Origin of the sequence: Pseudomonas sp. DCA-1 (genome assembly GCF_046523955.1) — a bacterium.
GTDB classification, from domain to species: Bacteria; Pseudomonadota; Gammaproteobacteria; order Pseudomonadales; family Pseudomonadaceae; genus Aquipseudomonas; species Aquipseudomonas putida_Y.
The window spans coordinates 1,195,197-1,216,247 of the sequence record NZ_CP169881.1; the positions used below are offsets into that span (position 1 = coordinate 1,195,197).

Below are 21,051 nucleotides of genomic sequence, written 5' to 3' on the forward strand. Positions count from 1 at the left end.
CTTGGAGGCTTTTTTTGCGAAGCCAGGTTTAATTGGCATCTATATCCAGTGCTCGCTTGTAACTTATCTGATTTTCAATATTAGTAATATAGCTTTCGATATGTGGAAATGCACCGCTAGACTTGAGCAGATTGAGTGCGCCTTTCACTACAAAACCCAGCATGAAGTCTGCTCCTGTGAGTCTGTCTTCGACTAAAAATTTTTTATTATTCAAGTGATTGTTTAGGTATGAAAAAACTTTGTTGAATTCAATTTCTGCATAGTTCTTGAGGAATTTTAGGTCGGTTCCGGATCGTGTTTCGAACTCATTGAATATTTTAAGTAGGAGCGGGAGCATCGCTGAGCTCTCTGAGAAGTGTATCCATTGTAGGTAGTCAATATATTCTGGACTTTTTTCGTTTGGTGCTAGATGGGGGGCGAATTCTTTAATCAAAACTTCTGTAATCGACCCTGACTCCGCAATTATCTTGCCGTCGAGCTCAATAACCGGAGATTTGCCTAGCGGGTGAATGTCCTTCAGGGTTTCGGGGGCCAGATGGGTTTCTTTATCACGCTGATACCGAATGATTTCATATGGTTGGCCTATTTCTTCCAGTAGCCACAGAATACGAAACGACCTAGAATCATTTAGATGGTGGAGTTTTATCATCGTTATTACGCCTTGTAAGTTATCGTGGGAGGGGAGGTGTGCTTTGTATGAGGGATCTCGGCAGGGGGGGGGGCCAGCAACCGGCGATCAAAATTTTATCTGTCACTAAGCGACCAGTCTACTGGCATGGCAAGCTGAGTGCGGCGATGCCCTTTAGGTTCCCTCCGGATCCACTGAGGTCTCTATCCAGCGGCTTTCCTTCTGGGCACGAGCGAAGGGCGGTTTGAAGGTTCCCCGTTAGCTTCAGGTAGGTGCTTCGCCGTACTGCGCCGCCATGAGCTCGCTGTGTGTGGGTTGGTCTGTATACTGTCTGAGTGTCATCAAGAATGGCTAACAATTCTCTCAGAAATTCACTATAGACGACTGGTCTATTTATTGATACATTAATCCGATGAAACTACGTTACGACGATACGCGTCAGCATCTACTCGATACCGGCCACCGCATGATGGTGGTTAAGGGCTTCACTGGTGTGGGCCTTAACGAGATTTTGCAGGCCGCTAACGTGCCGAAAGGCTCGTTTTACCATTATTTTAAGTCCAAAGAGCAGTACGGCCAGTCGTTGCTTGAGGATTACTTTCGCAATTATTTGGCGAGCATGGATGAGCGTTTTGCCGTCACGGGCAACACGGCTCGCGAGCGCCTGATGGGGTATTGGCAGAAGTGGCTAGACAGCTACTGCGAGCCCTGCGACGACCAGAAGTGCCTGGTGGTGAAGCTGAGCGCAGAGGTAGCTGATCTTTCGGAGCCCATGCGCCTCACGCTGCGCGATGGTGCAGATCAAATCATTGCGCGGATTTCTGAATGTATTGAGCAGGGGCAGCGAGACGGTTCTCTGGCAATGGGCGATGCTTTCCACACTGCGACGGCCCTTTACCAGTTGTGGCTCGGTGCGAGTCTGCTGAGCAAGCTACACCGTAATAGTCGGCCGCTGGAAAACGCCATGGCCACAACTCAGACCATTCTGACCTCTGACAACATCTGATGGCGCGGTTGCCCACCTGTTGGTGGGCATTTTTTTCACTGACCAACTAGTCGACTGGTCTAATTCGGGTGATCGAGACAAGCCCAACTTCAGCAACCCCAGGAGTTTGCACATGCCCCAATCAAAGCTAATCAATCGGCGCGTCGTTCTGGCCTCACGTCCCCACGGTGCGCCTCTCGAAGCGAATTTTCGCATTGAGCAAAGCCCCATTCCTGAGCCAGCAGAAGGGCAGGTTCTGTTGCGTACCGTTTACCTCTCACTTGACCCTTACATGCGTGGTCGCATGAGTGATGCACCGTCCTATGCTGCGCCGGTGGAAGTCGGTGGAGTGATTGTGGGTGGCACTGTATGCCGTGTGGAGGCTTCGAAAAACCCGGCCTACAAGGTCGGTGACTGGGTGCTGTCCTTTGCTGGCTGGCAGGACTACACGCTGTCCGATGGAAGCGATCTGACCGCGTTGGGTGAGTCGCCGGCGCATCCTTCTTATGCCTTGGGCATCTTTGGCATGCCGGGCTTCACCGCTTATATGGGCTTGCTCGATATTGGCCGGCCGCAGGCGGGTGAAACCCTGGTGGTGGCGGCGGCCACCGGGCCGGTCGGCGCGACTGTGGGGCAGATCGGCAAGATCAAGGGCTGCCATGTGGTCGGTGTCGCCGGTGGCGCGGAAAAATGCCGGCATGCGGTCGAGGTGCTGGGTTTTGATGCCTGTCTAGATCACCGTGCGCCGGACTTCGCCGAGCAACTGGCCAAGGCCTGCCCGGCAGGTATCGACATCTACTTCGAGAATGTCGGCGGCAAGGTCTTCGATGCGGTGCTGCCGCTGCTCAATACCAAGGCCCGAGTGCCCGTCTGCGGCATTATTGCGCACTACAACGATACCGCTTTACCCAACGGGCCAGATCGTTTGCCTGCTTTGATGGGCAGCATTCTGCGCAAGCGTATTCATGTGCAGGGGTTCATCATTTTTGATGATTACAGCCACCGCTACGACGAGTTCTTTAACGATATGTCGAGCTGGTTTGCGCAGGGCCGGATTAAATACCGTGAAGAATTAGTGAGTGGTCTGGAGGAGGCGCCTAAGGCCTTTATCGGCCTGCTCGAGGGGCGCAATTTTGGCAAGTTAGTGGTTCGCGTCAGTGAGGACTGATTGCCGCTTGTTGGAATAACACAGGTTATTGCTCTGCCAGCTCAAGCTCCTTGCTGGTAGGGCTTTTTTATTTAAAAAATCCAGATTGCTAAGTTACAGGCAATGCCTGCAGGGGGGGGTATGCATAAACCCAGTAAGCGCTCGCATAAAATAAACGCCATGTTCTGGCGTGTAGTGGTTGGTTGTCTGGGGCTTTACCCAACACTCTTGTTGGTGCTGAGTGTATTAGCCCCGCTGACCCGTGATCTGAGTTTCCCGGTAATGGTGCTGGTGGAAGTGCTGGTATTGGTGCCTGTCACCCAGCTTATTTCCTTTCCATTGGCCGGGTGGCTGGTTGCCCGTTTAAGGCGAATAGATTCGTGAGGGCATGACGCTGTTTAAGTCTGCCTCACGTCGCGCACCCACATGATCAAAGCGATAACCAAGGTTGTCGGCATCAACACTTTAAGCAGAGGAAATACCATGCAAACGTTAATCATCAACGGACAGTCGCAGCAGGTTGACGTTGCCCCCGATATGCCTCTGCTATGGGTCCTGCGCGATGTGCTGGGCCTAACCGGAACCAAGTATGGCTGCGGCATTGCCCAGTGCGGCGTGTGCACCGTGCACCTCGATGGCCAGCCGATTCGTTCGTGCGTGACGCCGATTTCCGCCGTGGCGGGCCGCGCGATCACCACCATTGAGGCCATCGGTGAGACGGTCGTGGGCCAAGCCGTGCAGCAGGCATGGCTGGCGCATGAGGTGGTGCAATGCGGTTACTGCCAATCAGGGCAGATCATGGCCGCCACGGCGCTGCTGCAGAGCCAGCCGAAGCCCGATGATCAGGCAATTGATGCCGCCATGGCGGGCAATCTGTGCCGCTGCGCCACCTACACCCGGATTCGCACGGCCATTCACAGTGTTGGCCAGGTTGAGGAGGCGTGAGATGAAAAAGCCTAACGAAGTGACTGTTGATATGTCCCGTCGCCGCCTCTTGCAGGGCAGCGGTATCGCCCTCGGTGGCTTGGTGTTGAGTACCTGGCTACCGCCGCTGGTGGCCAAAAGCGCAGCCGCCGAGGCGGCTGCGGCAGGTCGGCTTGGTGATCACTCCGCGGAGGGTTACGGTGCCTTTGTCCGCGTTGGCCCCGATGGCGTGGTCACGGTGATCTCGCCGAAAATTGAAATGGGCCAGGGTGCGCAAACCGGTATTGCCATGATGGTCGCCGAGGAGCTGGAAGTGCCCCTGGATCAGGTAGTGATCCAGGAAGCGCCACCGAACTCGGCGCTGTATACCGACAGCCTGATGCAGTTTCAGGCCACCGGTGGTTCGACTTCTACTCGTGTTACCTGGGAGCCGCTGCGTCGGGCGGGCGCTACGGCGCGCATCCTGTTGATCCAGGCGGCTGCTCTGCAATGGCGCGTCGCGCCGAGCCTGTGCCATGCGCAGAACGGCCAGGTGCTTGGCCCCAATGGCCTGCAGGCGGCCTATGGCGACTTGGTCGAAGCGGCTGCGACGCTGCCATTGCCCGACGCAGTGCCGCTGAAAACCCCCGAGCAGTTCAAGTTGCTGGGCACCCCCGCGCAGCGTCTGGATACGCCTGCGAAGGTCAACGGCAAGGCGCACTTTACCATCGACCTGCAAATCCCCGGCATGCTGGTGGCCTCCAGTATCACCTGTCCGGTGTATGGCGGGCGGCTGCTCAACGTTGATGACAGTCAGGCGCGACGAGTGCCTGGGGTGCGCGACATCGTGCGCCTGGACAATGCCGTGGCCGTCACTGCGAGCAACTTCTGGGCCTGTCAGCAGGCCATCAGGGCGCTGAAGATCGAGTGGGACCTCGGCCCACATGCCGCGATTGGTTCAGCGCAGTTGGACCAGGAGTTGCTCGCCGCCAGTAGCCGTGATGGCGTGGTCGCCAAGCGCAGCGGCGACATTGAGCAAGCCAAGCAGCAATCGGCCAGCCAGTTCGAAGCGGTTTACGAGCAGGCGCTGTTGTCCCATTCGCCGCTTGAACCCATGAGTTGTGTGGCCCATGTGCGCAAAGATGCCTGCGAGCTGTGGGTCGGCACCCAAGTACCGGTGTTTGCCCAGCAGACGGCCGCCCAAGTCACCGGGTTGCCCGTGGAAAAAATCCAGGTGCACAACCAATTGATCGGTGGCGCATTCGGCCGGCGTCTGGAGTTTGATTTCATCACCCAAGCGGTGGCCATCGCATGCCAGGTCGATTACCCGATCAAGCTGATCTGGAGCCGTGAGGAAGACATGACCCACGACCTCTACCGGCCGCTGTATGCCGACCGTATGCAGGCCGCCCTCGACGAGCAGGGACGGCCGCTGGGTTGGGAGCACCGCATCGCCGGCGCCTCGATTCTCGCCCGTTATGTCGGCAGCTTGCCGCCCAATGGCGTGGATAGTGATGCCGTGGAAGTGGCGGTAGACCCCATCTACAGCCTGGCGCATTTGCAGGTTCGTTATATCCGCCAGGAGCCGAGCGTTGTGCCCGTGTCCTGGTGGCGCGGCGTGGGCCCGCTGCGCGGCACCTATGCCCTGGAGTGTTTTATTGATGAGCTGGCGCACAACGCCAAGGCCGACCCGGTTGCCTACCGCCTGGAACTGATGGCGGAGCAGCCGCGTGCCCAGGCGGTGCTGCGTTTGCTGGCCGAAAAGACTGACTGGAATAAGCCGTTGCCCGCAGGGCAAGGCCGTGGTGTGGCGGTCAGTGCGGTGTTCGGCAGCTATGTGGCGACCCTGGTTGAACTGGAGATGCAGGGCGACTTGGGCATACGCATCAAGCGGCTGGTCAGTGTGGTGGATTGCGGCTTTGCGACTAACCCGACCTCGGTTAAGGCGCAGATCGAGGGCGGCACGCTGTTCGGACTGTCCGCCTCGCTATTCAACGAAATCCTCATCGAAAACGGCCAGGTGCAGCAGACCAACTTCCACAACTACCGGCAGCTGCGCATCAGCGAAGCGCCGGAGGTGGAGGTGCACCTGCTGCCTAGCTTGGAGGCGCCGGGTGGCGTCGGCGAGGCCGGTACTGCGTTGATCGGTCCGGCCCTGGTCAACGCCCTGTTCGCCGCCTCGGGTCAGCGCATCCGTCGCCTGCCGCTGAGCCGCTTCGGCTACTACCCGGTTTAAGGAGCACTTGATGAAATTAATAAGCAACCTACTGACGCTCGCCAGCGCGGCTCTGCTGGCGCAAGCGGCCTATGCGCAAGAGGACTTGCTGGCTAAGGGCGAATACCTGACGCGCGCTGCCAACTGTGTGGCTTGCCATACCGTGTCTGGCGGTCAACCCTTCGCCGGTGGTGTTGAGTTCAAGCTGCCGTTCGGCTCGCTGTTTTCGCCCAACATTACCCCGGACACGCAAACCGGCATCGGTGCATGGACCGATGACGAGTTCGTCAGTGCGCTGCAGACCGGCATTGGCCGTGACGGCAAGCACTACTACCCGGCGTTTCCCTATACCTCCTACAGCAAGATGTCGCGCGATGACATCCTCGCGATCAAGGGTTATCTCGATAGCCTGGAACCGGTCGAGCAAGCACCGCGCGAAAACCACATCGGCTTCCCGTTCAATCAGCGCTGGGGCATGGTTTTCTGGAATTTGCTGTTCCTTAACGATGAGCCATTTCAGGCGGACAGCCAGCGCTCTGCTGAGTGGAATCGCGGCAAATACCTCGTCGAAGGGCCGGGTCACTGCGGCGAATGCCATTCACCGCGCAACCTGTTTCAGGCTGTCAGCAGCGAGCGCTCGCTGGCCGGTAATCTGATCCAGGGTTGGAACGCCTACAACATCAGTGCCGACCCCGTGCACGGCATTGGTGCCTGGCCCACGGACGTGCTAGCTGGCTATTTGAAGGATGGCGCAGCGCCAGGCCTGGGTTTGTCTTCAGGGCCCATGGCGGAGGTGGTGGAAAACAGCTTGCGCCACCTGACTGACGCTGACCGTCAGGCGATTGCAGTGTTCCTCAAGGACTCGCCACCGCGCAGTGAAGGCGTGCCTCGCCCGCAGCAGGTCACGCTTGCAGAACCGGGCAGCGGCAGTGCACTCGGCAACAAGCTGTTCGCCGAAGCCTGCGCCAGTTGCCACCGCTGGGACGGCACGGGCAACCAGAGCCAGACGGCCATGCTGCTGGGCTTGAAGACGGTCAACGATCCGGCCGCCAGCAACTTGCTCGGCATTCTGTTGAGTGGCCACGGCGCCGCCGACGCCCCAGTGAATCGGCGTATGCCATCGTTCGGCAACATTTATACCGATCAAGAGTTGGCCGCGTTGAGCAGCTTTATGTTGCAGCGTTTCGGCGAGAGTGGTGCGCAGGTTTCGGTGCCGGCTGTGGCTAAGCGCCGGACCGAGTCCCTGCATTGAGCGGAGGTTCTGCATGTCGGGCCTGAACACATTGCTGGATGCGCTCCTGGCCGAGCGCGAGGCTGGCCGCGAAGCGGTGCTTGCGACTGTAGTCAAGGTCGAAGGTTCGGCGTATCGGCGGCCCGGTGCGCGCATGCTGGTGTCGCGCTTCGGCCGGCCCGAGGGCACCATCAGTGGCGGCTGCCTGGAGGCGGAAGTGGCGAAAAAGGCTTGGTGGCTGACCGAAGCCGGGCCGGCGCTGCGCAGCTACAGCACCGCAGAGGCGGATGACGCCAGCGAGGAAGCGCTGAGCTTCGGCCTGGGCTGTAACGGCAAGGTTCACGTGCTGTTCGAGCGCCTGCCGGCCGGCCCTTGCGCCTTGGTCGATGCTTTGCTCAGCGTGCGCGACCGCCAGCAGCCTGCGGCCATCGCCACGGTAATCGTCAGCTCGGGCGCGGCTGCGCCACGCTTAGGCGAGCGTTTGTGCTTGATGCCTGGGCAGGAGGCCGCGGGCGAGTTGCTGCGCTCGGTGCTGGTTGAGCAAATCAGCGCCGACCTGCAGCAGACCTTGCTGCGCGGCAAGTCATCCCGTGGTCTCTACCCGAATGGTCTCGGCGAAGTGGAAGTGCTTCTGGAGTACTTGCCGCCGGCGCGGCGTCTGGTGATCTTCGGCGCGGGCCATGATGCCCAGCCGCTGGTGCGCATGGCCAAGCTGTTGGGTTGGCATGTGACGGTGATCGACGGCCGGGCGCACTTTGCCCGGGCCGAGCGTTTTGCCGAGGCTGACCAGGTGCTGGTCGGCGATGTAGAGCAGCCTTTCGATTACCACGAGCTGGTGCGCGGGGCTGCGGTGGCGGTGATGACCCACAGCCTGGTGCAAGACGCGCATTGGCTAAAGGGTGTGCTGCACAGTGAACCCTGCTATGTCGGTCAGTTGGGGCCGCGTGAGCGCACCGAGCGCTTGTTGGCCGGCATCCACGAACAATTGGCTAAACCACAGGACGAGCTGCCGGGGCTGGAATGTTTGCATTATCCGATCGGCCTGGACCTGGGTGGCGACACCCCGGAATGCGTGGCCATGGCGGTGCTGGCGGAAATTCAGGCAGTGCTCAACGGCCGCAATGGCGGCAGCCTGCGCTTCAGATCTGCGAGCATCCATGACAGCGACCCTGTGCTAATGGCTGGCCGGGATCAAACGGATGTTGCGGCAGAAGGTTGTCGGCTGGTGGCCGTGCAGCGTTAACAATTTATCAACCGAGGAACCCATCAGCATGAGTCAAGCCATACGCGTTGTAGCGATACTGATAGCCAAGGCTGGCAAAGAGTCGCAGGTCGAGCAGATTCTGCGCGCCTGTGTGCAACCATCGCGCGCCGAAGACGGCTGCCTGTCTTACGTCCTGAATCGCTGTATTGAACAGGCCGGGCGTTTTGTCTTCGTCGAGCGCTGGGCCAGCCATGAGGCGATAGCGCGCCATCGGCAGATGCCACATTACACGACCATGGCCAATGCCTTGGGCGAGCTGCTAAGCGATCGTCAGGTTTATGTGCTTGAAGCGCTGGCGGAGGACATCGAACCCGCCATTGATCCCCGTACGGGCGTTGTCGAGTGATAGTTGATCGACATGGTCGGCGTTTTCGCAAACTTCGTCTGAGTCTGACTGCCGCATGCAATTACGCCTGCACCTACTGTGTGGCCGATGGCCGTCGCTTGGTGGCCGCACGCGATGAGCTGACGTCCGCGTCGATGCTGCGTGCCGTCGAGTTGCTCAGGGATGTTGCCGGGGTTGAGGAACTGCGCATTACCGGCGGCGAGCCGCTGCTGAGTGACCGGCTGGAGCCCTTTCTGCAGGGCGTAGGTAAGCTGGCGTTGCAGCACATTAGCCTGACCACCAATGGCCAGTTGCTGGCCGGCAAACTGCCGTTATTGCGCAGCGCCGGCATCCAGCGGCTCAATGTGTCCCTCGATACGCTCGACCCGAGTGCCTTCCGCACGATCGCCAAGGGCGGCGACCTGCAGACGGTGCTCAACGGCATTGAGCAGGCGCGCCGAGCCGGCATGAGCATCAAGATCAACATGGTGCCGATGCGTGGTAGCAACCTCGATCAAGTTTTGCCCATGTTGGTGTTCTGCCTTCAGCAGGGCTACGAATTGCGTTTTATCGAACTTATGCGCATGGGCCATCTGGCCCAGAATGCAGAGGCTTTTCGTACCCAGTTCGTCGGCCAGCGCGAGCTGCTGGAGCTTATCGGCGAGCGTTATGCCTTCACCCAGGCTGAGGCGCCGGTAGACTCCACCGCGCTGCGTTATAGCGTTGGCGAGCGCGGGGCGTTCGGCATCATTGCCAACGAAAGCGCGCCCTTTTGCCGGAGCTGCAGCCGTCTGCGCCTGTCGTCTACCGGCAGTTTATACGGATGTCTGTCATCCAATCGCGGGCACTTTATGGGCACGCTGTTGGATCTGCCGACTGAGCAGGCACAGCCGCAGCTCACCGCGTTGCTCGGCCGTGCGCTGGCGGACAAGCAGGACGCTACGTTTACCGGCAGCGCGCTGATTATGAAATCGGTGGGTGGCTGAGGTCGTCCGGCCTGTCGACGTCCCGCAGAATGCCGTGGTCATCGAGCGTCACGGCAATCACCTGTTGCGCATGGCTGGCGATCAAGCCCCTGGCCCCATTCTCGCCTTGCAGTTGCATCAGCTCCGGCCAGAAGCGCCGGCCGAACAACACCGGGTGGCCGCGCTGACCCTCGCAGTAAGCCACGACGATATGTTCAGCGTCGGCCTGCGCTCGCAGTTGCCGCAGGGTGGCGGCAGAAATCCACGGCATATCTCCAAGCAGCACCGCCACCGCAGTGGCCTGCGAGTGTGCCAGGCTCTGGATGCCGGCAGCCAGGCTTGAGCCCATGCCCTGTTTGGCGTGGGCCGCACGTACCAGCTGAACGCCAGGCGGTATAGCCAGGGCCTGGGCATCGTCCTCGGCTTTTAGCACGACTCGAACATCGCTGAAGGCTTCTTGCGTGCGCAGCACTGTTGCGCGTAGCAGGCTGTTGCCGTCGGCCAGCTTGGCGCAGCGTTTGTCGCTGCCGAAGCGCTGCCCGGTGCCGGCGGCGAGTACCAGGCCAATACACTCAGGGTTGCGGCGCGGTTCTGTCATGTTGAAAATCTATGTTGCCCCCTAAAGAAGGTTGGCCGTAGAAGAGCACTTGAAGGGCTTCGCGTCCCTCTCTGGAGTGTGCTGTCTTTTGCGTGTACAGCCCCTGGTTTCAGCGTTGTCAAGTGGCAGTTTTGCTATAGGAGCGTTTTTTCCGCGCACCGCATCACTGGTAATGCTGTTCGATCACTCGAAGCTTCGGATGATCTGATCGTTATTTGGTCAGATTGCTGTTTTTGACATCGGTAAAGACTGAAATCAGTCAGAAATACAAGGGTGTGCAGCCCTAGATTCTTTCTTGCAGCGCCTTGAAGAAGGCATCGATATTCTCATCGTGGCGCTTGTAGTAGGTCCAGGGGCCGATCCGCTGCGATGTCACCAATTGCGCGCGCTGTAGAGCTGCGAGATAAAGCGATGTCGTTGACTGCGAGAGGCCCGTGCGTTCCTGGATGATACTGACGCACACACCTACCGTCTCTGGATCTACCTCCTGCTCGGGAAAGTTTGTCCTGGGATCCTTGAGCCAATTAAGGATGGCTAGGCGCATCGGGTTCGCCAATGCTTTAAGGGCTTCGTTGACATCAATGGTCATAGATTTTTCTATACCTGTTTTTTGCGATATTTAGATATTTTCCTAGTTCGCGTAGAAAATTGGAAGGCGTCTCCGTGACCTCTGCGCGCCCGCCTGTCAAAAAGACTGGCTGCTCTGGACTGAAATCCTATTGCCCTATCAGGCCGGGCTATCGGACGTCTGTGTGTCGAAGTGCGGGATGATGTGCTTGCCAAGTTCCTCGATAACCTCTGCTGCGGGGCGTTTACCGTACTTGAGGTTCAGGATGACGTGGTCCACACCGATTTCCTCAAGCGTATCCAGTAAGGCCCGAAGGTGGTCACGTCCCAGGCGGAATCCAAGATGGATATGCGAGGGCGGCGTGGACGGGTGTTCGTCAAGGTCGATATAAAGCGACTGCAAGAACGGCTTGTAGGTGGGACCACACTGTTTCAATATTTCCTGTCGCCAATCCTCCACGATCAGTCGCTGTATTTTCGGTGGGCGTGGATAGTTGATCCATCCATGGCTTTCGCGCGCGATCCAATCGAGCGACTGGCGGCTGTGTCCGGTTACGAATAGCGGTATTTCACGGGTCGTGGGTTTGGGAATGAGATCGGCCCCCAACAACTCGCCTCCACTCCAGCGAATGGGCTCGAAGTGTGTTCGATGAGCTTGACGTATCACCTCGCAGTTTTCTTGAAAGGCCTCGCCACGCTTTTCGGGATCGATGCTGAATGCGGGAAACTCCACGGGACGATCGCCAGAGGCTACTCCCAGGAGCAAGCGACCTCCGCTCAACTGATCAATGCTTGCTGCGGCCTTTGCCGTGTGCAGGGGATTACGCAGTGTAAGGGCGATGGAGGCCGTGCCTAATGCGATTTTTGTTGTATGGGCGGCCATATATCCCATGTACACCCAAGGGTCGAAAACCTGGCCGACATCGCCGAAGCTTGGGTCCCTGAGTGGGACGTCGCGAAACCAGAGCGCCGAAAAACCAAGCGCCTCTGCACGTTTGGCCAGCGCTACCTGATCTAGCATGCTCGGTGTATCACCTTCGAAAGCCTCTAGGGGAAAGAACAGCCCAAGGCTTAGATGACCCTGCCTGAAGGTTCGTTTGAATCCCCTATGCTCTTGGTAGGGGATCGTGCTCGGTTGGTACATGCTTAACTTCCTCGGTCAGCAAACGCTGAGCCACGCCCCTGAGTTATGGGGCGTGGCATTGAGCGTTTAGGATTTGTAAGTCGGGTAGTCGGTGTAGCCCTTATCGGTACCGCCGTACATGCTGCTTGGATCAACTGGGTTAAGCGGCCAGTTGTTGGCGATACGAGCGGGCAGGTCGGGGTTCGCAATGAAGGGGCGACCAAAAGCGATCAGGTCGCCCCAGCCAGCTTTTATCACGCGATTTCCTCGTTCAGCGGTGTACTTGCCGGCATAGAGAATCTTGCCGCTGAAGGACTTACGAACATCTTCCCGGAACGTCTCAGGCAGCTCGGGGGCGTTTTCCCAATCGGCTTCGGCGAGCGACAGGTAGGCAATGCCCACTTCCTCGAGGATCTTCACGGCCTCGATGTAGGTTTGGTGCGGATCTTCTTCGACCAGACCTAGGTATACGCGGTCTTCGTCTGTGGTCGCGAACAGCGGGGCGAAGCGAACGCCCATGCGCTCCTTGCCGACGACACCAGCAACGGCCAGGGTGATTTCGCGCAGGAAGCGAAGACGGTTCTGCAGCGAGCCGCCATATTCATCATCACGCTGGTTGGTATGGGCCGAAATGAACTGGTTTACCAGGTACCCGTTCGCGCAGTGAAGCTCCACCCCGTCAAAACCTGCGTCCAAGGCATTTCGGGCTGCTTGGGCGTAGAGCTTAACCAGTTCCTTTACCTCCTTGGTGGACAGGGCACGTGGGGTCGATGGGTCGGCCAGTGCACCCGTGCCGGGGCCAGTTTCGATGAACACCTTGACGTTGTCCGCGCGGATGGCTGATGGCGCGACGGGCGCTTCACCACCGGGCTGCAGCGATGTGTGCGACACGCGGCCTACATGCCAAAGTTGAGCAAAGATCACCCCCCCTTCGGCGTGAACAGCGTCGGTGACCTTACGCCAGCCTTGTATCTGTTCTGGGCTATGAATGCCGGGTGTCCAGGCGTAACCCTGTCCCCGGGGTTCGATCTGGGTGCCCTCGGTCACCATGAAGCCAGCACCGCTGCGCTGACGGTAATAGGTGGCCATGAGGTCGTTCGCAATGTTGCCGGGTTGGGAGCTGCGCGAACGCGTCAGTGGCGGCAGTACGATACGGTTCTTGAGGGTGTATGGGCCCAGCTGAGTGGTTTTGAAAAGTTCTGATTGTGTCATTTCATTTACCTGCATATCTAAAATATTGGATGTTGTAAGCTAAAAAACATGGATCAACGAGGTCAGAAGAGCCCGAGCGGTGCTTCGTTGAGGCTGACGTAGATGTTCTTCTTCTGGCTGTAGGCTTCCAGCATTGACTTGTGAGTTTCCCGTCCCAGGCCAGATTTCTTATAGCCACCAAAGGGGGCGTGGGCAGGGATCTCATGGTAGGTATTTACCCACATACGTCCGGTTTCCACCGCGCGTGCCACACGCAACGCCCGGTTGATGTCTTGGGTCCAGACTGCACCCGCTAGGCCGTACTCGGAGTCGTTGGCCATGGCGATGACCTCCGCTTCATCCTTGAAAGGAATGACGCACAGAACTGGGCCGAAAATTTCCTCGTAGGCGACGCGCATATCGTTGCGAACACCGACCAGAATCGTTGGCTGGATGAAGAAGCCGGCATCGTAATCGGCACCTGTAAGACGACCGCCGCCGATCAGTACCTCGGCACCTTCCTCTTTGGCGATATCGACGTAGCCGAGGATCCGTTCCATCTGGGTCTTGCTGACCTGTGCGCCCATCATGGTGTCCGGGTTCAATGGGTCACCCACACGCACAGCTTCGAACTTATGCTTGAGCTCAGCCAGGAATCGCTCGTAGATGGATTCGTGAACGAACAGCCGAGCGCCGGATTCGCAGACTTGGCCTTGGTTCCACAGGATGGCGAGGACTGCGCCTTCCACGGCCTTGTCCCAGTTCGCATCGGGGAAAACGATGTTGGCCGACTTGCCGCCCAGTTCAAGGGTGGCGGGAATTATTTTCTTCGCTGCCGCATTGGCGACGAGTTCGCCGACACGCGTCGAGCCGGTGAAGGCAAGCTTGCGTAGGTCCGGATGATCCAGTAACGCCTGTCCAACTGTGGTGCCTAAGCCTGTGACGATGTTGACCACGCCGGCCGGAAGTACCTTGGCGAAGATCTTCGCTAGTTCAAGGATGGTTACCGGGGTCAGCTCAGAAGGTTTGATAACTACGGTGTTACCCGCCGCGATGGCTGGAGCGATCTTCCAGGCGGCCATAAGAAGCGGGAAGTTCCACGGAATCACTTGGCCCACGACGCCGAGGGGTTCACTGAGAGCGATGCTGAGTGTTTGCTCATCCAGCATGACCGCCTCATCCGATTGGCTGCGGATTACGCCAGCGAAGTAGCGGAAGTGATCAATCGCCAGTGGGATGTCGACGGAGCGACTTTCACGAATGGGTTTGCCTACATCAAGGGTTTCCAGAACCGCGAACCGATCGGCATCGGCTTCCAGTAGGTCGGCGATCTTCAACAGCGCATTGGCGCGTTCCGCTGGTGAGGTGGTACGCCAGGTCACGAAGGCGCGCTGTGCGGCCTGCACCGCGCGGTCGACGTCGGCAGCTGTGGCGTTTGGAATGTTGGTGAGAATTTTTCCGTTGGCGGGGTTGATAATGTCGAGGGTTTCACCGTATTCGGCCGTAACCCACTGGTTGTCGATAAACAGGCCGTAACAGCTGTCGGGAAGGTGATTCGGATGGGTATCGCTGGAATCTTTCATGGGGTACCTCATGAGGTGCCTAGGGTGGTTTACGAATTCAGGCTATTCGTAATATTCAGATATGTCAATATGTAGCTTTGTATTCCGGCACTTATGCATATCTCCGCACCCTTGCAGCTCACTTCTGGATCAGCCGGGAACGCGCCGTGCTTCGCGCCAGGGTTGCCTATGTAGTCCAGCCCCCCTTGATCTATTCATCAAGGAGGCTGGCTGCATCAGGTATTGATGTTTGCGTTGATGTGCAGATGAAGTTAGAACGGCGCGTCAATATCGATGACGCTAATCAGCTTGTGATTGACGAATTCCTTGATGCCCAAGCCGATTAGCTCGCGCCCGTAGCCGGAGCGTTTGATACCACCGAAGGGTAGGTTGGCCCTCGAGGTGCTGGGATGGTTGACGAACACCATACCAGTGGAGATGCGTTTGGCCACCTCGGCGCCATGCTTAGTATCGGCGGTGAATACCGAGCCGCCCAGACCGAACGGCGAATCGTTGGCAATACGCACCGCGTCCTGCTCGTCCCTGGCACGGAAGATCATCGACACTGGGCCGAAGAACTCCCAGTAATAGGCGGGATTATCGGGCTCTACGTCAGTCAGGATAGTTGGTTGCACGAAGGCCCCCAGTCTAGGGACTCTGGGGCCGACTTCGGTGGCTCTCGCGCCGTGAGCGACTGCCACCTGGATCTTCTGACGAATCTCGTCGGCGGCGGCCTGCGATGACAAAGGGGCCAGCGTGGTTTCCTGGGCAAAGGGATCACCAGCCTTAAGCTGCGCCACTCCTTCTGTGTAGCGACTCAGAAACTCCTCATAGACCTCGTCCACCACAATCATGCGTTTGGAGGAAATACACACCTGTCCAGCGTTCCAGTGACGCCCGATTACGGCCCACTTCACAGTCTTATCCAGCTCGGCATCGCGCAGTACCACGAAGGCATCTGCACCACCTAGTTCCAGGGTCGACTTCTTCAACGCCTTGCCGGCCTGCGCAGCAATGATGGCGCCTGCTCCTTCAGAGCCAGTCAGAGCGACACCATGAACACGATCATCGCTGATAATGCTTTCGATCTGTTGACGCGTTGCGTAGAGATTGCGGAAAGCTCCCGAGGGTAAGCCCGCATCTAGCATCAACTGTTCGAAGGCTGCAGCACACTGCGGTACGTTTGACGCATGTTTGAGCAGTAGGGTGTTGCCGGCTGCTAATTGCGGAGCGAGGATGCGTGCTACTTGGTAGTAGGGGAAGTTCCATGGTTCGATGGCTAGAATGATTCCCAGCGGCTCGTGAGTTAAAGTTGCCTCTCCCTCGGACGGTTCTGCAACAGGGAGTTTCTCTGGAGCTAGCAGCCCCTCCGCATGCTTAGCGTAATACTCTAAAATTCGCGCTGAAATCTCGACTTCGCCCAAAGCTTCAGCGGTGATCTTGCCCATCTCTAAGGTTAGCAGGTGGGCATAGTCGCTGGCCTGGGCGCGTAGCAGCTCAGCTGCCCGCTGGAGAATGGCACTGCGTTCGGTAAAGCTGCGTTCTTTCCAGTCGAGGAACGCGCTATGTGCGTCGTCCAGCGCCTGATTGACCTGGTCGTCGGTGGTTTCTGGGAAGGTCTTGAGCAATTCCCCGTTATAGGGGTTGATAGTGGCGTAAGCCATGTGATTCTCCTACTCGTGGCATGGTGGCATGGTGGCATGAAAAGCTCCGGTCTTTCCGTACGTGGTGACAGGGGCTGAAACTCGGATTACTCCACCGGCGTATACCGTTCGAGCCAGTGGGCGTAAGGGGGGGGCAGTACCCATGCGGGGCGCTCGACGCCAAGGGTGCGAGCTGCCGCGTATGGCCAATGTGGATCAGCGAGGTGGGCCCGGCCGACCATTACCAGATCAGCCTGGCCATCGCGCACCAAGCGGTCGGCCAGGGCTGGCGACTCGATACCCCAGGCCGCAGCAACGGGAATGCCCGCCTCATGGCGTATGCGTTCGGCGATTGGTGCAAGGAATGCCGGTGCCCAGGGAGTGTCAGTGTTCGGGATGTTGAAGCCCGTGCTAACGTTGACTAGGTCGGCACCTGCGTTCTTGAGTTGCCGTATCAGCGCAATGGCTTCGAGCAGTGTCTGCTCATCCTGGTTGTCGTACTCGATTACGCCGAGGCGTACAGTCAGCGGAAGGTGCTCAGGCCATACTTCGCGCACTGCAGACATGGTTTCGATGAGAAAACGCCTGCGGTTTTCCACGTTGCCACCGTAGCCATCGCTGCGTCGGTTGGAATGCGCAGAGAGAAAACTCTGGCCTAGATAGCCGTGCGCGAAGTGTAGTTCCAGCCATTCGAAACCGGCTGACAAGGCTCGTCGTGCAGCCATGACGAATTCTTCACGCACCTGCGCGATATCGCTCAAGGACATTGCCCTGGGGACCTTTGATAAATGGGCTCCGAAAGCGATGGCAGACGGTGCGATTGTTTGCCAGCCACGGTGGTCGTCTTCGGCTATATGACCATTGCCCTCCCAAGGCCGATTCGCGCTTGCTTTGCGACCTGCATGAGCGAGCTGAATACCCGCTACGGAACCAGCTGCCTTAATTGCCTGGGCAATGGGGATGAAGGCTTCGCCTTGCTTGTCGCTCCATAACCCAGCACAACTGGGTGTGATTCGCCCCTCAGGTGAGACTGCGGTCGCTTCAACTATCACTAGTCCTGCTCCGCCACGCGCGATACTCGCGTAATGGATGTGGTGCCACTCGTTGACCAGCCCCTCGTTGGCCATGTACTGGCACATAGGCGGCACGGCAATGCGGTTACGTAAGCAATGACTTTTTAGTTCGAACGGTTCGAATAGCGCTGACACGATGGTTCTCCGATTGAATTATGGAGGAACTCACCCACATCGCTCGGATAGAACCGTGCAATGAGGCTCCGGAAACCAAGAGGTAGGCTCGTCCAACTAAAGTCCTTAGATCATTTACGGTTTAACTCGCTTGACCTTGCCGTTCTGGAAAGGTGTCTGTCGGTGTAGTTGGTTGGTTGTGAATAAAGCCCGAAGTCTTGCAGTGCGCGGCTATCCGGCCACTGGAACCTTGAGTGTCGGGTGAATGTCGACCAATGGATCACTACCGTTTCAACAAGGAACGGCGAGAGCGCAGCAAAGCAAAGTTGCCAGGTATTAGTGCTCCGGTTCAGGGCGGCGGGAATAGGCATGGGATATCTCACTATCTCAGCGCAGGCCGAAACCTAGGGTGTTTAATGCATCTCGCAAGCGGTGTCTTCCGCTCAGTGAATCCGCTCCTTTTACACGTTCCACGGCCTGGCTGGACCAGGAACGGTTTTCGCGTTGTTGACGATGTTGGAAGTCGCTCATCCTTCGGTCATAGGCAGCAACTGAAACCGCCTCTGCCTCGGTGGCCTCATAGCGCTCACGGTGAAGCACCACTGATTGCGCCAGGCGTGGCTTGATCTCGGCGGGCTGTGCCGGATCGGGATGACCGACGCACATGCCAAATACAGCGAAAGTGTCGTTTGGCAGGCCAAGCTCCTCGGACACCGCTTCCGGGTGGTTGCGCATTCCGCCGATGTAAACGATTCCCAGTCCTTGGGCCTCGAAAGCTAGTGCGGCGTTCTGAGCGGCCAGAGCTGCATCTACAACACCGACGGTGTAGCTTTCTAAATAGTCGATACCTGCAGTCGGTGCCTGAAGGGTTCTGGCTAGTCGGCGTAGGCGTGACCAGTCCACGAGCCAGACCAGGAACAGCGGTGCCTGCTCGACATGGCGCTGGTTACCGGACAGTCGGGCAAGCCTCGCGAGACGCTCGCGATCCCGCACGGCGAGCACGCTCCAAGCTTGCAGGTTCGAGGAAGTCGAGGCTGACTGGGCCGCCGCGATCGCCCAGCTCAGCATCTGCTCATCCACAGGAAGATCGCTGTAGGCACGTACTGATCGATGCTGCAACATCTGCGCGATCACGGTGTCGGCAGCAGGTAAGTTAGCTGGCTCGCCATAACGGGCTTGCCAGGCTTTGAGTGCTTCGTCTTGAAGGCTCATGATGGATTGTTCCAGTGCAATGACATGCACAAGCCGAGATATACGCTCATAACGACTTGTGCACGCGTGTCAGTTAGGTGATGTGTCGGTGCCTTCGATTAGAAAAACTCGGTACTCCGCACCGGAGAGACGATGCTTTAGCGCCGCCTGGTAAGCCGGGCTGGCATACCAGGCTCGAGCGGCTGTCATATCTTCGAAACGTAGAATGACCGCTCCCTCGATCGATGGACCTTCCAACACCTCCAGTTGACCGTAGAAAGCCAGACGTGTGACGTCGTGCCCTTCTCGTGCGGCAGGCGCCTCCTGCGCGTAACGTTGCAGTTCAGCAGCGTCGGTGGTGTGCTCGCGGGTGAAAACCACGTAGGCGGACATCGGGCCTCCTTAGCTCAGCACGTTGAGCAGCGCGTGGGCGGTGGCTTCGGAGGAGGCCGGGTTCTGGCCCGTGATCAGCAGCCCGTCGGTGATGACATGTACCTGCCAGTCGGCGGTCTTGCTGTAGTGGCCGCCCTGAGCCTTGAGCATGTCCTCGACCAGGAACGGCACCACCTGGGTCAGGCCTACAGCCTCCTCTTCGCTGTTGCTGAAGCCGGTGACCGCCTTGCCGGCGACCAATGGCTGGCCGTCGCTGCCCTTGACGTGACGCAGCACCGCGGGCGCATGGCAAACCGCCGCAACAGGCTTGCCGGCGGCGATGGCGCGCTCAATCAAGGCGATGGACGCGGCATCTTCGGCCAAGTCCCACAGCGGGCCATGGCCGCCGGGGTAGAACACAGCATCAAATTCGGCGCCGTTTAAGTCGCTGAGTTTTAGCGTGTTGGCCAGCGCGTGCGTGGCGACTGAATCAATCTCGAAGCGGCGGGTGGCGTCGGTCTGGAAGTCAGGCTCATTGCTCTTTGGGTCGAGCGGTGGCTGGCCGCCATTGGGCGATGCCAGGGTCAGTTGCGCGCCTGCGTCGATAAAGGCGTAGTAGGGCGCGGCCAGCTCTTCGAGCCAGAAACCGGTCTTTTCACCAGTGTTGCCAAGTTGCTCGTGGGAAGTCAGAACGAGGAGGATCTTCATGTGATTTACCTTGCGGATAAAAGTAGTTATGGCTGTTTGGTTATGCGCCGCTAGCGTGGGTGTGCGACGCTAGCGGCACGGCTTAGAGGCTGGCTTCAAGCACCCTGCGGCTGACGTCTAAGCTGACGTCGGCATGTTCGCCGAGTGCGGTTAGGCGGTGAGCGGCGAGCTGGTTGATCAGCGCATCGATGACGTCAGCGCCAAGCTGGTAGGCCGATAGGCGCGTCGGTAGGCCCAGACTCTCGAAGAGTGTCCGGGTCTGTTGTATGGCGGCATCAATGCGCTGTTCTTCGTCCCCTTGGCTTATATGCCAAACCCGCTCGGCGTATTGCAGCAACTTGGCGCGCTTGGCTTCACGGCGAACTTCGAGATTTGCGGGTAACACGATAGCCAGCGTCCGTGCGTGATCGATGCCGTGCTGTGCGGTCAGCTCATGACCAATCATGTGCGTAGACCAGTCCTGTGGCACACCCGCACCGATCAAGCCATTAAGCGCCAGAGTGGCCGTCCACATGAGGTTGGCGCGGGTGCTGTAGTCCGCAGACTCCTCCAGCATCAGCGGACCGATTTCGATCAGTGTTTGCAGCAGCCCTTCGGCGAAGCGGTCTTGCACGCGGGCATCGATTGGGTAGGTAAGGTACTGCTCCATGACATGCACGAACGCATCTACTACGCCGTTTGCGAGTTGGCGGGTAGGGAGGGTCTGGGTCTTAGTAGGATCAAGAATCGAGAATTGCGGGAACACGTGAGGGCTGCGAAACGGCAACTTGTCTTGTGTCGCTCGGCGAGTTACCACACCGCCGTTGTTCATTTCTGAGCCAGTTGCGGGCAGAGTTAGTACGGTACCGAATGGCAAGGCTTGCCGAATACTTGCGCCCCGCGTTTCAAGGATGTCCCAAGCATCACCGTCGTAGCCAACAGCGGCGGAAACGAACTTAGTGCCATCAATGACCGAGCCTCCACCAACGGCTAGTAGAAAGTCCAAGCGATGGATGCGAACCGTATCAACGGCCCTGATTAGCGTTTCGTAGCTGGGGTTCGGCTCTATACCCCCGAACTCCTGCACCTCCCGGAAACCTAATGCCTCTCGGACTTCGTGGAGCGTCCCGCTCGCACGAGCGCTTTGGCCACCATAGAGCAGCAGAATGCGGGCTTCAGTCGGAATCAGCTCATCCAGCCGGGCAATGGTTTGGTTACCGAAGATAATTCGCGTGGGGTTGTGGAAGTCAAAATTGAGCATAGATTT

The 21,051-nt window shown here is 58.3% G+C and carries 21 protein-coding genes; 9 read left to right on the forward strand and 12 right to left on the reverse strand.

The window, feature by feature from the left end:
• Positions 1–28: 28 nt before the first annotated feature.
• A complete protein-coding gene (locus tag ACE4QZ_RS05835) occupies positions 29–649 on the reverse strand; it encodes a glutathione S-transferase family protein (protein ID WP_010487132.1) in 621 nt (206 codons plus the stop codon).
• 391 nt (positions 650–1,040) lie between these two features.
• Between ACE4QZ_RS05835 and ACE4QZ_RS05840 the strand changes: the two genes are divergently transcribed.
• From ACE4QZ_RS05840 to ACE4QZ_RS05880, 9 genes are all read left to right on the forward strand, one after another.
• The gene (locus ACE4QZ_RS05840) at positions 1,041–1,634 is read left to right on the forward strand and encodes a TetR/AcrR family transcriptional regulator (RefSeq protein ID WP_010953412.1); all 594 of its coding nucleotides are present in this window, start codon (positions 1,041–1,043) and stop codon (positions 1,632–1,634) included.
• A 112-nt stretch (positions 1,635–1,746) separates the two neighbouring features.
• Positions 1,747–2,781 carry an NADP-dependent oxidoreductase gene (locus tag ACE4QZ_RS05845; protein ID WP_010487136.1) on the forward strand — a complete coding sequence of 345 codons (1,035 nt, stop codon included), beginning with the start codon at positions 1,747–1,749 and terminating at the stop codon, positions 2,779–2,781.
• A gap of 120 nt (positions 2,782–2,901) precedes the next feature.
• Positions 2,902–3,144 (forward strand): hypothetical protein, encoded by a 243-nt coding sequence (locus ACE4QZ_RS05850; protein ID WP_100857915.1) that lies wholly within the window; start codon positions 2,902–2,904, stop codon positions 3,142–3,144.
• Between the two features lie 99 nt (positions 3,145–3,243).
• Positions 3,244–3,705, forward strand: coding sequence for a (2Fe-2S)-binding protein (locus tag ACE4QZ_RS05855; RefSeq protein WP_010487142.1), 462 nt, complete (start codon positions 3,244–3,246; stop codon positions 3,703–3,705).
• Between the two features lies 1 nt (position 3,706).
• Positions 3,707–5,899, forward strand: coding sequence for a xanthine dehydrogenase family protein molybdopterin-binding subunit (locus ACE4QZ_RS05860; RefSeq protein ID WP_103463263.1), 2,193 nt, complete (start codon positions 3,707–3,709; stop codon positions 5,897–5,899).
• Positions 5,900–5,909: 10 nt separating this feature from the next.
• On the forward strand, positions 5,910–7,130 hold the full coding sequence (locus ACE4QZ_RS05865) for a cytochrome c (protein ID WP_010487144.1): 1,221 nt from the start codon (positions 5,910–5,912) through the stop codon (positions 7,128–7,130).
• A 13-nt stretch (positions 7,131–7,143) separates the two neighbouring features.
• A complete protein-coding gene (locus ACE4QZ_RS05870; protein ID WP_103463262.1) occupies positions 7,144–8,352 on the forward strand; it encodes an XdhC family protein in 1,209 nt (402 codons plus the stop codon).
• Positions 8,353–8,380: 28 nt separating this feature from the next.
• Complete coding sequence (locus ACE4QZ_RS05875) at positions 8,381–8,719, forward strand: putative quinol monooxygenase (protein ID WP_037010846.1); 339 nt, start codon at positions 8,381–8,383, stop codon at positions 8,717–8,719.
• Positions 8,716–9,684: a GTP 3',8-cyclase MoaA gene (locus tag ACE4QZ_RS05880; RefSeq protein WP_103463261.1), complete on the forward strand. Its 969-nt coding sequence runs from the start codon at positions 8,716–8,718 to the stop codon at positions 9,682–9,684. Before ACE4QZ_RS05875 ends, ACE4QZ_RS05880 begins: the two co-directional genes overlap by 4 nt.
• Here the strand turns inward: ACE4QZ_RS05880 and ACE4QZ_RS05885 are convergent.
• The 11 genes from ACE4QZ_RS05885 to ACE4QZ_RS05935 form a co-directional block, all read right to left on the reverse strand.
• The gene (locus ACE4QZ_RS05885; RefSeq protein WP_024765057.1) at positions 9,662–10,261 is read right to left on the reverse strand and encodes an NTP transferase domain-containing protein; all 600 of its coding nucleotides are present in this window, start codon (positions 10,259–10,261) and stop codon (positions 9,662–9,664) included. The two genes, ACE4QZ_RS05880 and ACE4QZ_RS05885, sit on opposite strands and share 23 nt — an antisense overlap.
• A gap of 283 nt (positions 10,262–10,544) precedes the next feature.
• The gene (locus ACE4QZ_RS05890) at positions 10,545–10,850 is read right to left on the reverse strand and encodes an ArsR/SmtB family transcription factor (protein WP_010487150.1); all 306 of its coding nucleotides are present in this window, start codon (positions 10,848–10,850) and stop codon (positions 10,545–10,547) included.
• A 138-nt stretch (positions 10,851–10,988) separates the two neighbouring features.
• The gene (locus tag ACE4QZ_RS05895; RefSeq protein ID WP_103463260.1) at positions 10,989–11,972 is read right to left on the reverse strand and encodes an LLM class oxidoreductase; all 984 of its coding nucleotides are present in this window, start codon (positions 11,970–11,972) and stop codon (positions 10,989–10,991) included.
• 66 nt (positions 11,973–12,038) lie between these two features.
• Positions 12,039–13,163 carry an alkene reductase gene (locus ACE4QZ_RS05900; protein ID WP_010953422.1) on the reverse strand — a complete coding sequence of 375 codons (1,125 nt, stop codon included), beginning with the start codon at positions 13,161–13,163 and terminating at the stop codon, positions 12,039–12,041.
• Positions 13,164–13,225: 62 nt separating this feature from the next.
• Complete coding sequence (locus tag ACE4QZ_RS05905) at positions 13,226–14,725, reverse strand: aldehyde dehydrogenase family protein (RefSeq protein WP_024765054.1); 1,500 nt, start codon at positions 14,723–14,725, stop codon at positions 13,226–13,228.
• 251 nt (positions 14,726–14,976) lie between these two features.
• Positions 14,977–16,368, reverse strand: coding sequence for an NAD-dependent succinate-semialdehyde dehydrogenase (locus ACE4QZ_RS05910; protein WP_010487163.1), 1,392 nt, complete (start codon positions 16,366–16,368; stop codon positions 14,977–14,979).
• Positions 16,369–16,454: 86 nt separating this feature from the next.
• On the reverse strand, positions 16,455–17,555 hold the full coding sequence (locus ACE4QZ_RS05915) for an NADH:flavin oxidoreductase/NADH oxidase (protein ID WP_010953424.1): 1,101 nt from the start codon (positions 17,553–17,555) through the stop codon (positions 16,455–16,457).
• A gap of 366 nt (positions 17,556–17,921) precedes the next feature.
• Positions 17,922–18,746 (reverse strand): NADPH-dependent oxidoreductase, encoded by an 825-nt coding sequence (locus tag ACE4QZ_RS05920; protein WP_010487167.1) that lies wholly within the window; start codon positions 18,744–18,746, stop codon positions 17,922–17,924.
• A gap of 69 nt (positions 18,747–18,815) precedes the next feature.
• Positions 18,816–19,118 carry a DUF1330 domain-containing protein gene (locus ACE4QZ_RS05925; protein ID WP_010487168.1) on the reverse strand — a complete coding sequence of 101 codons (303 nt, stop codon included), beginning with the start codon at positions 19,116–19,118 and terminating at the stop codon, positions 18,816–18,818.
• Positions 19,119–19,127: 9 nt separating this feature from the next.
• On the reverse strand, positions 19,128–19,805 hold the full coding sequence (locus tag ACE4QZ_RS05930; protein WP_024765053.1) for a type 1 glutamine amidotransferase domain-containing protein: 678 nt from the start codon (positions 19,803–19,805) through the stop codon (positions 19,128–19,130).
• Positions 19,806–19,887: 82 nt separating this feature from the next.
• On the reverse strand, positions 19,888–21,045 hold the full coding sequence (locus ACE4QZ_RS05935; RefSeq protein ID WP_010953427.1) for an iron-containing alcohol dehydrogenase: 1,158 nt from the start codon (positions 21,043–21,045) through the stop codon (positions 19,888–19,890).
• Positions 21,046–21,051: the final 6 nt, after the last annotated feature.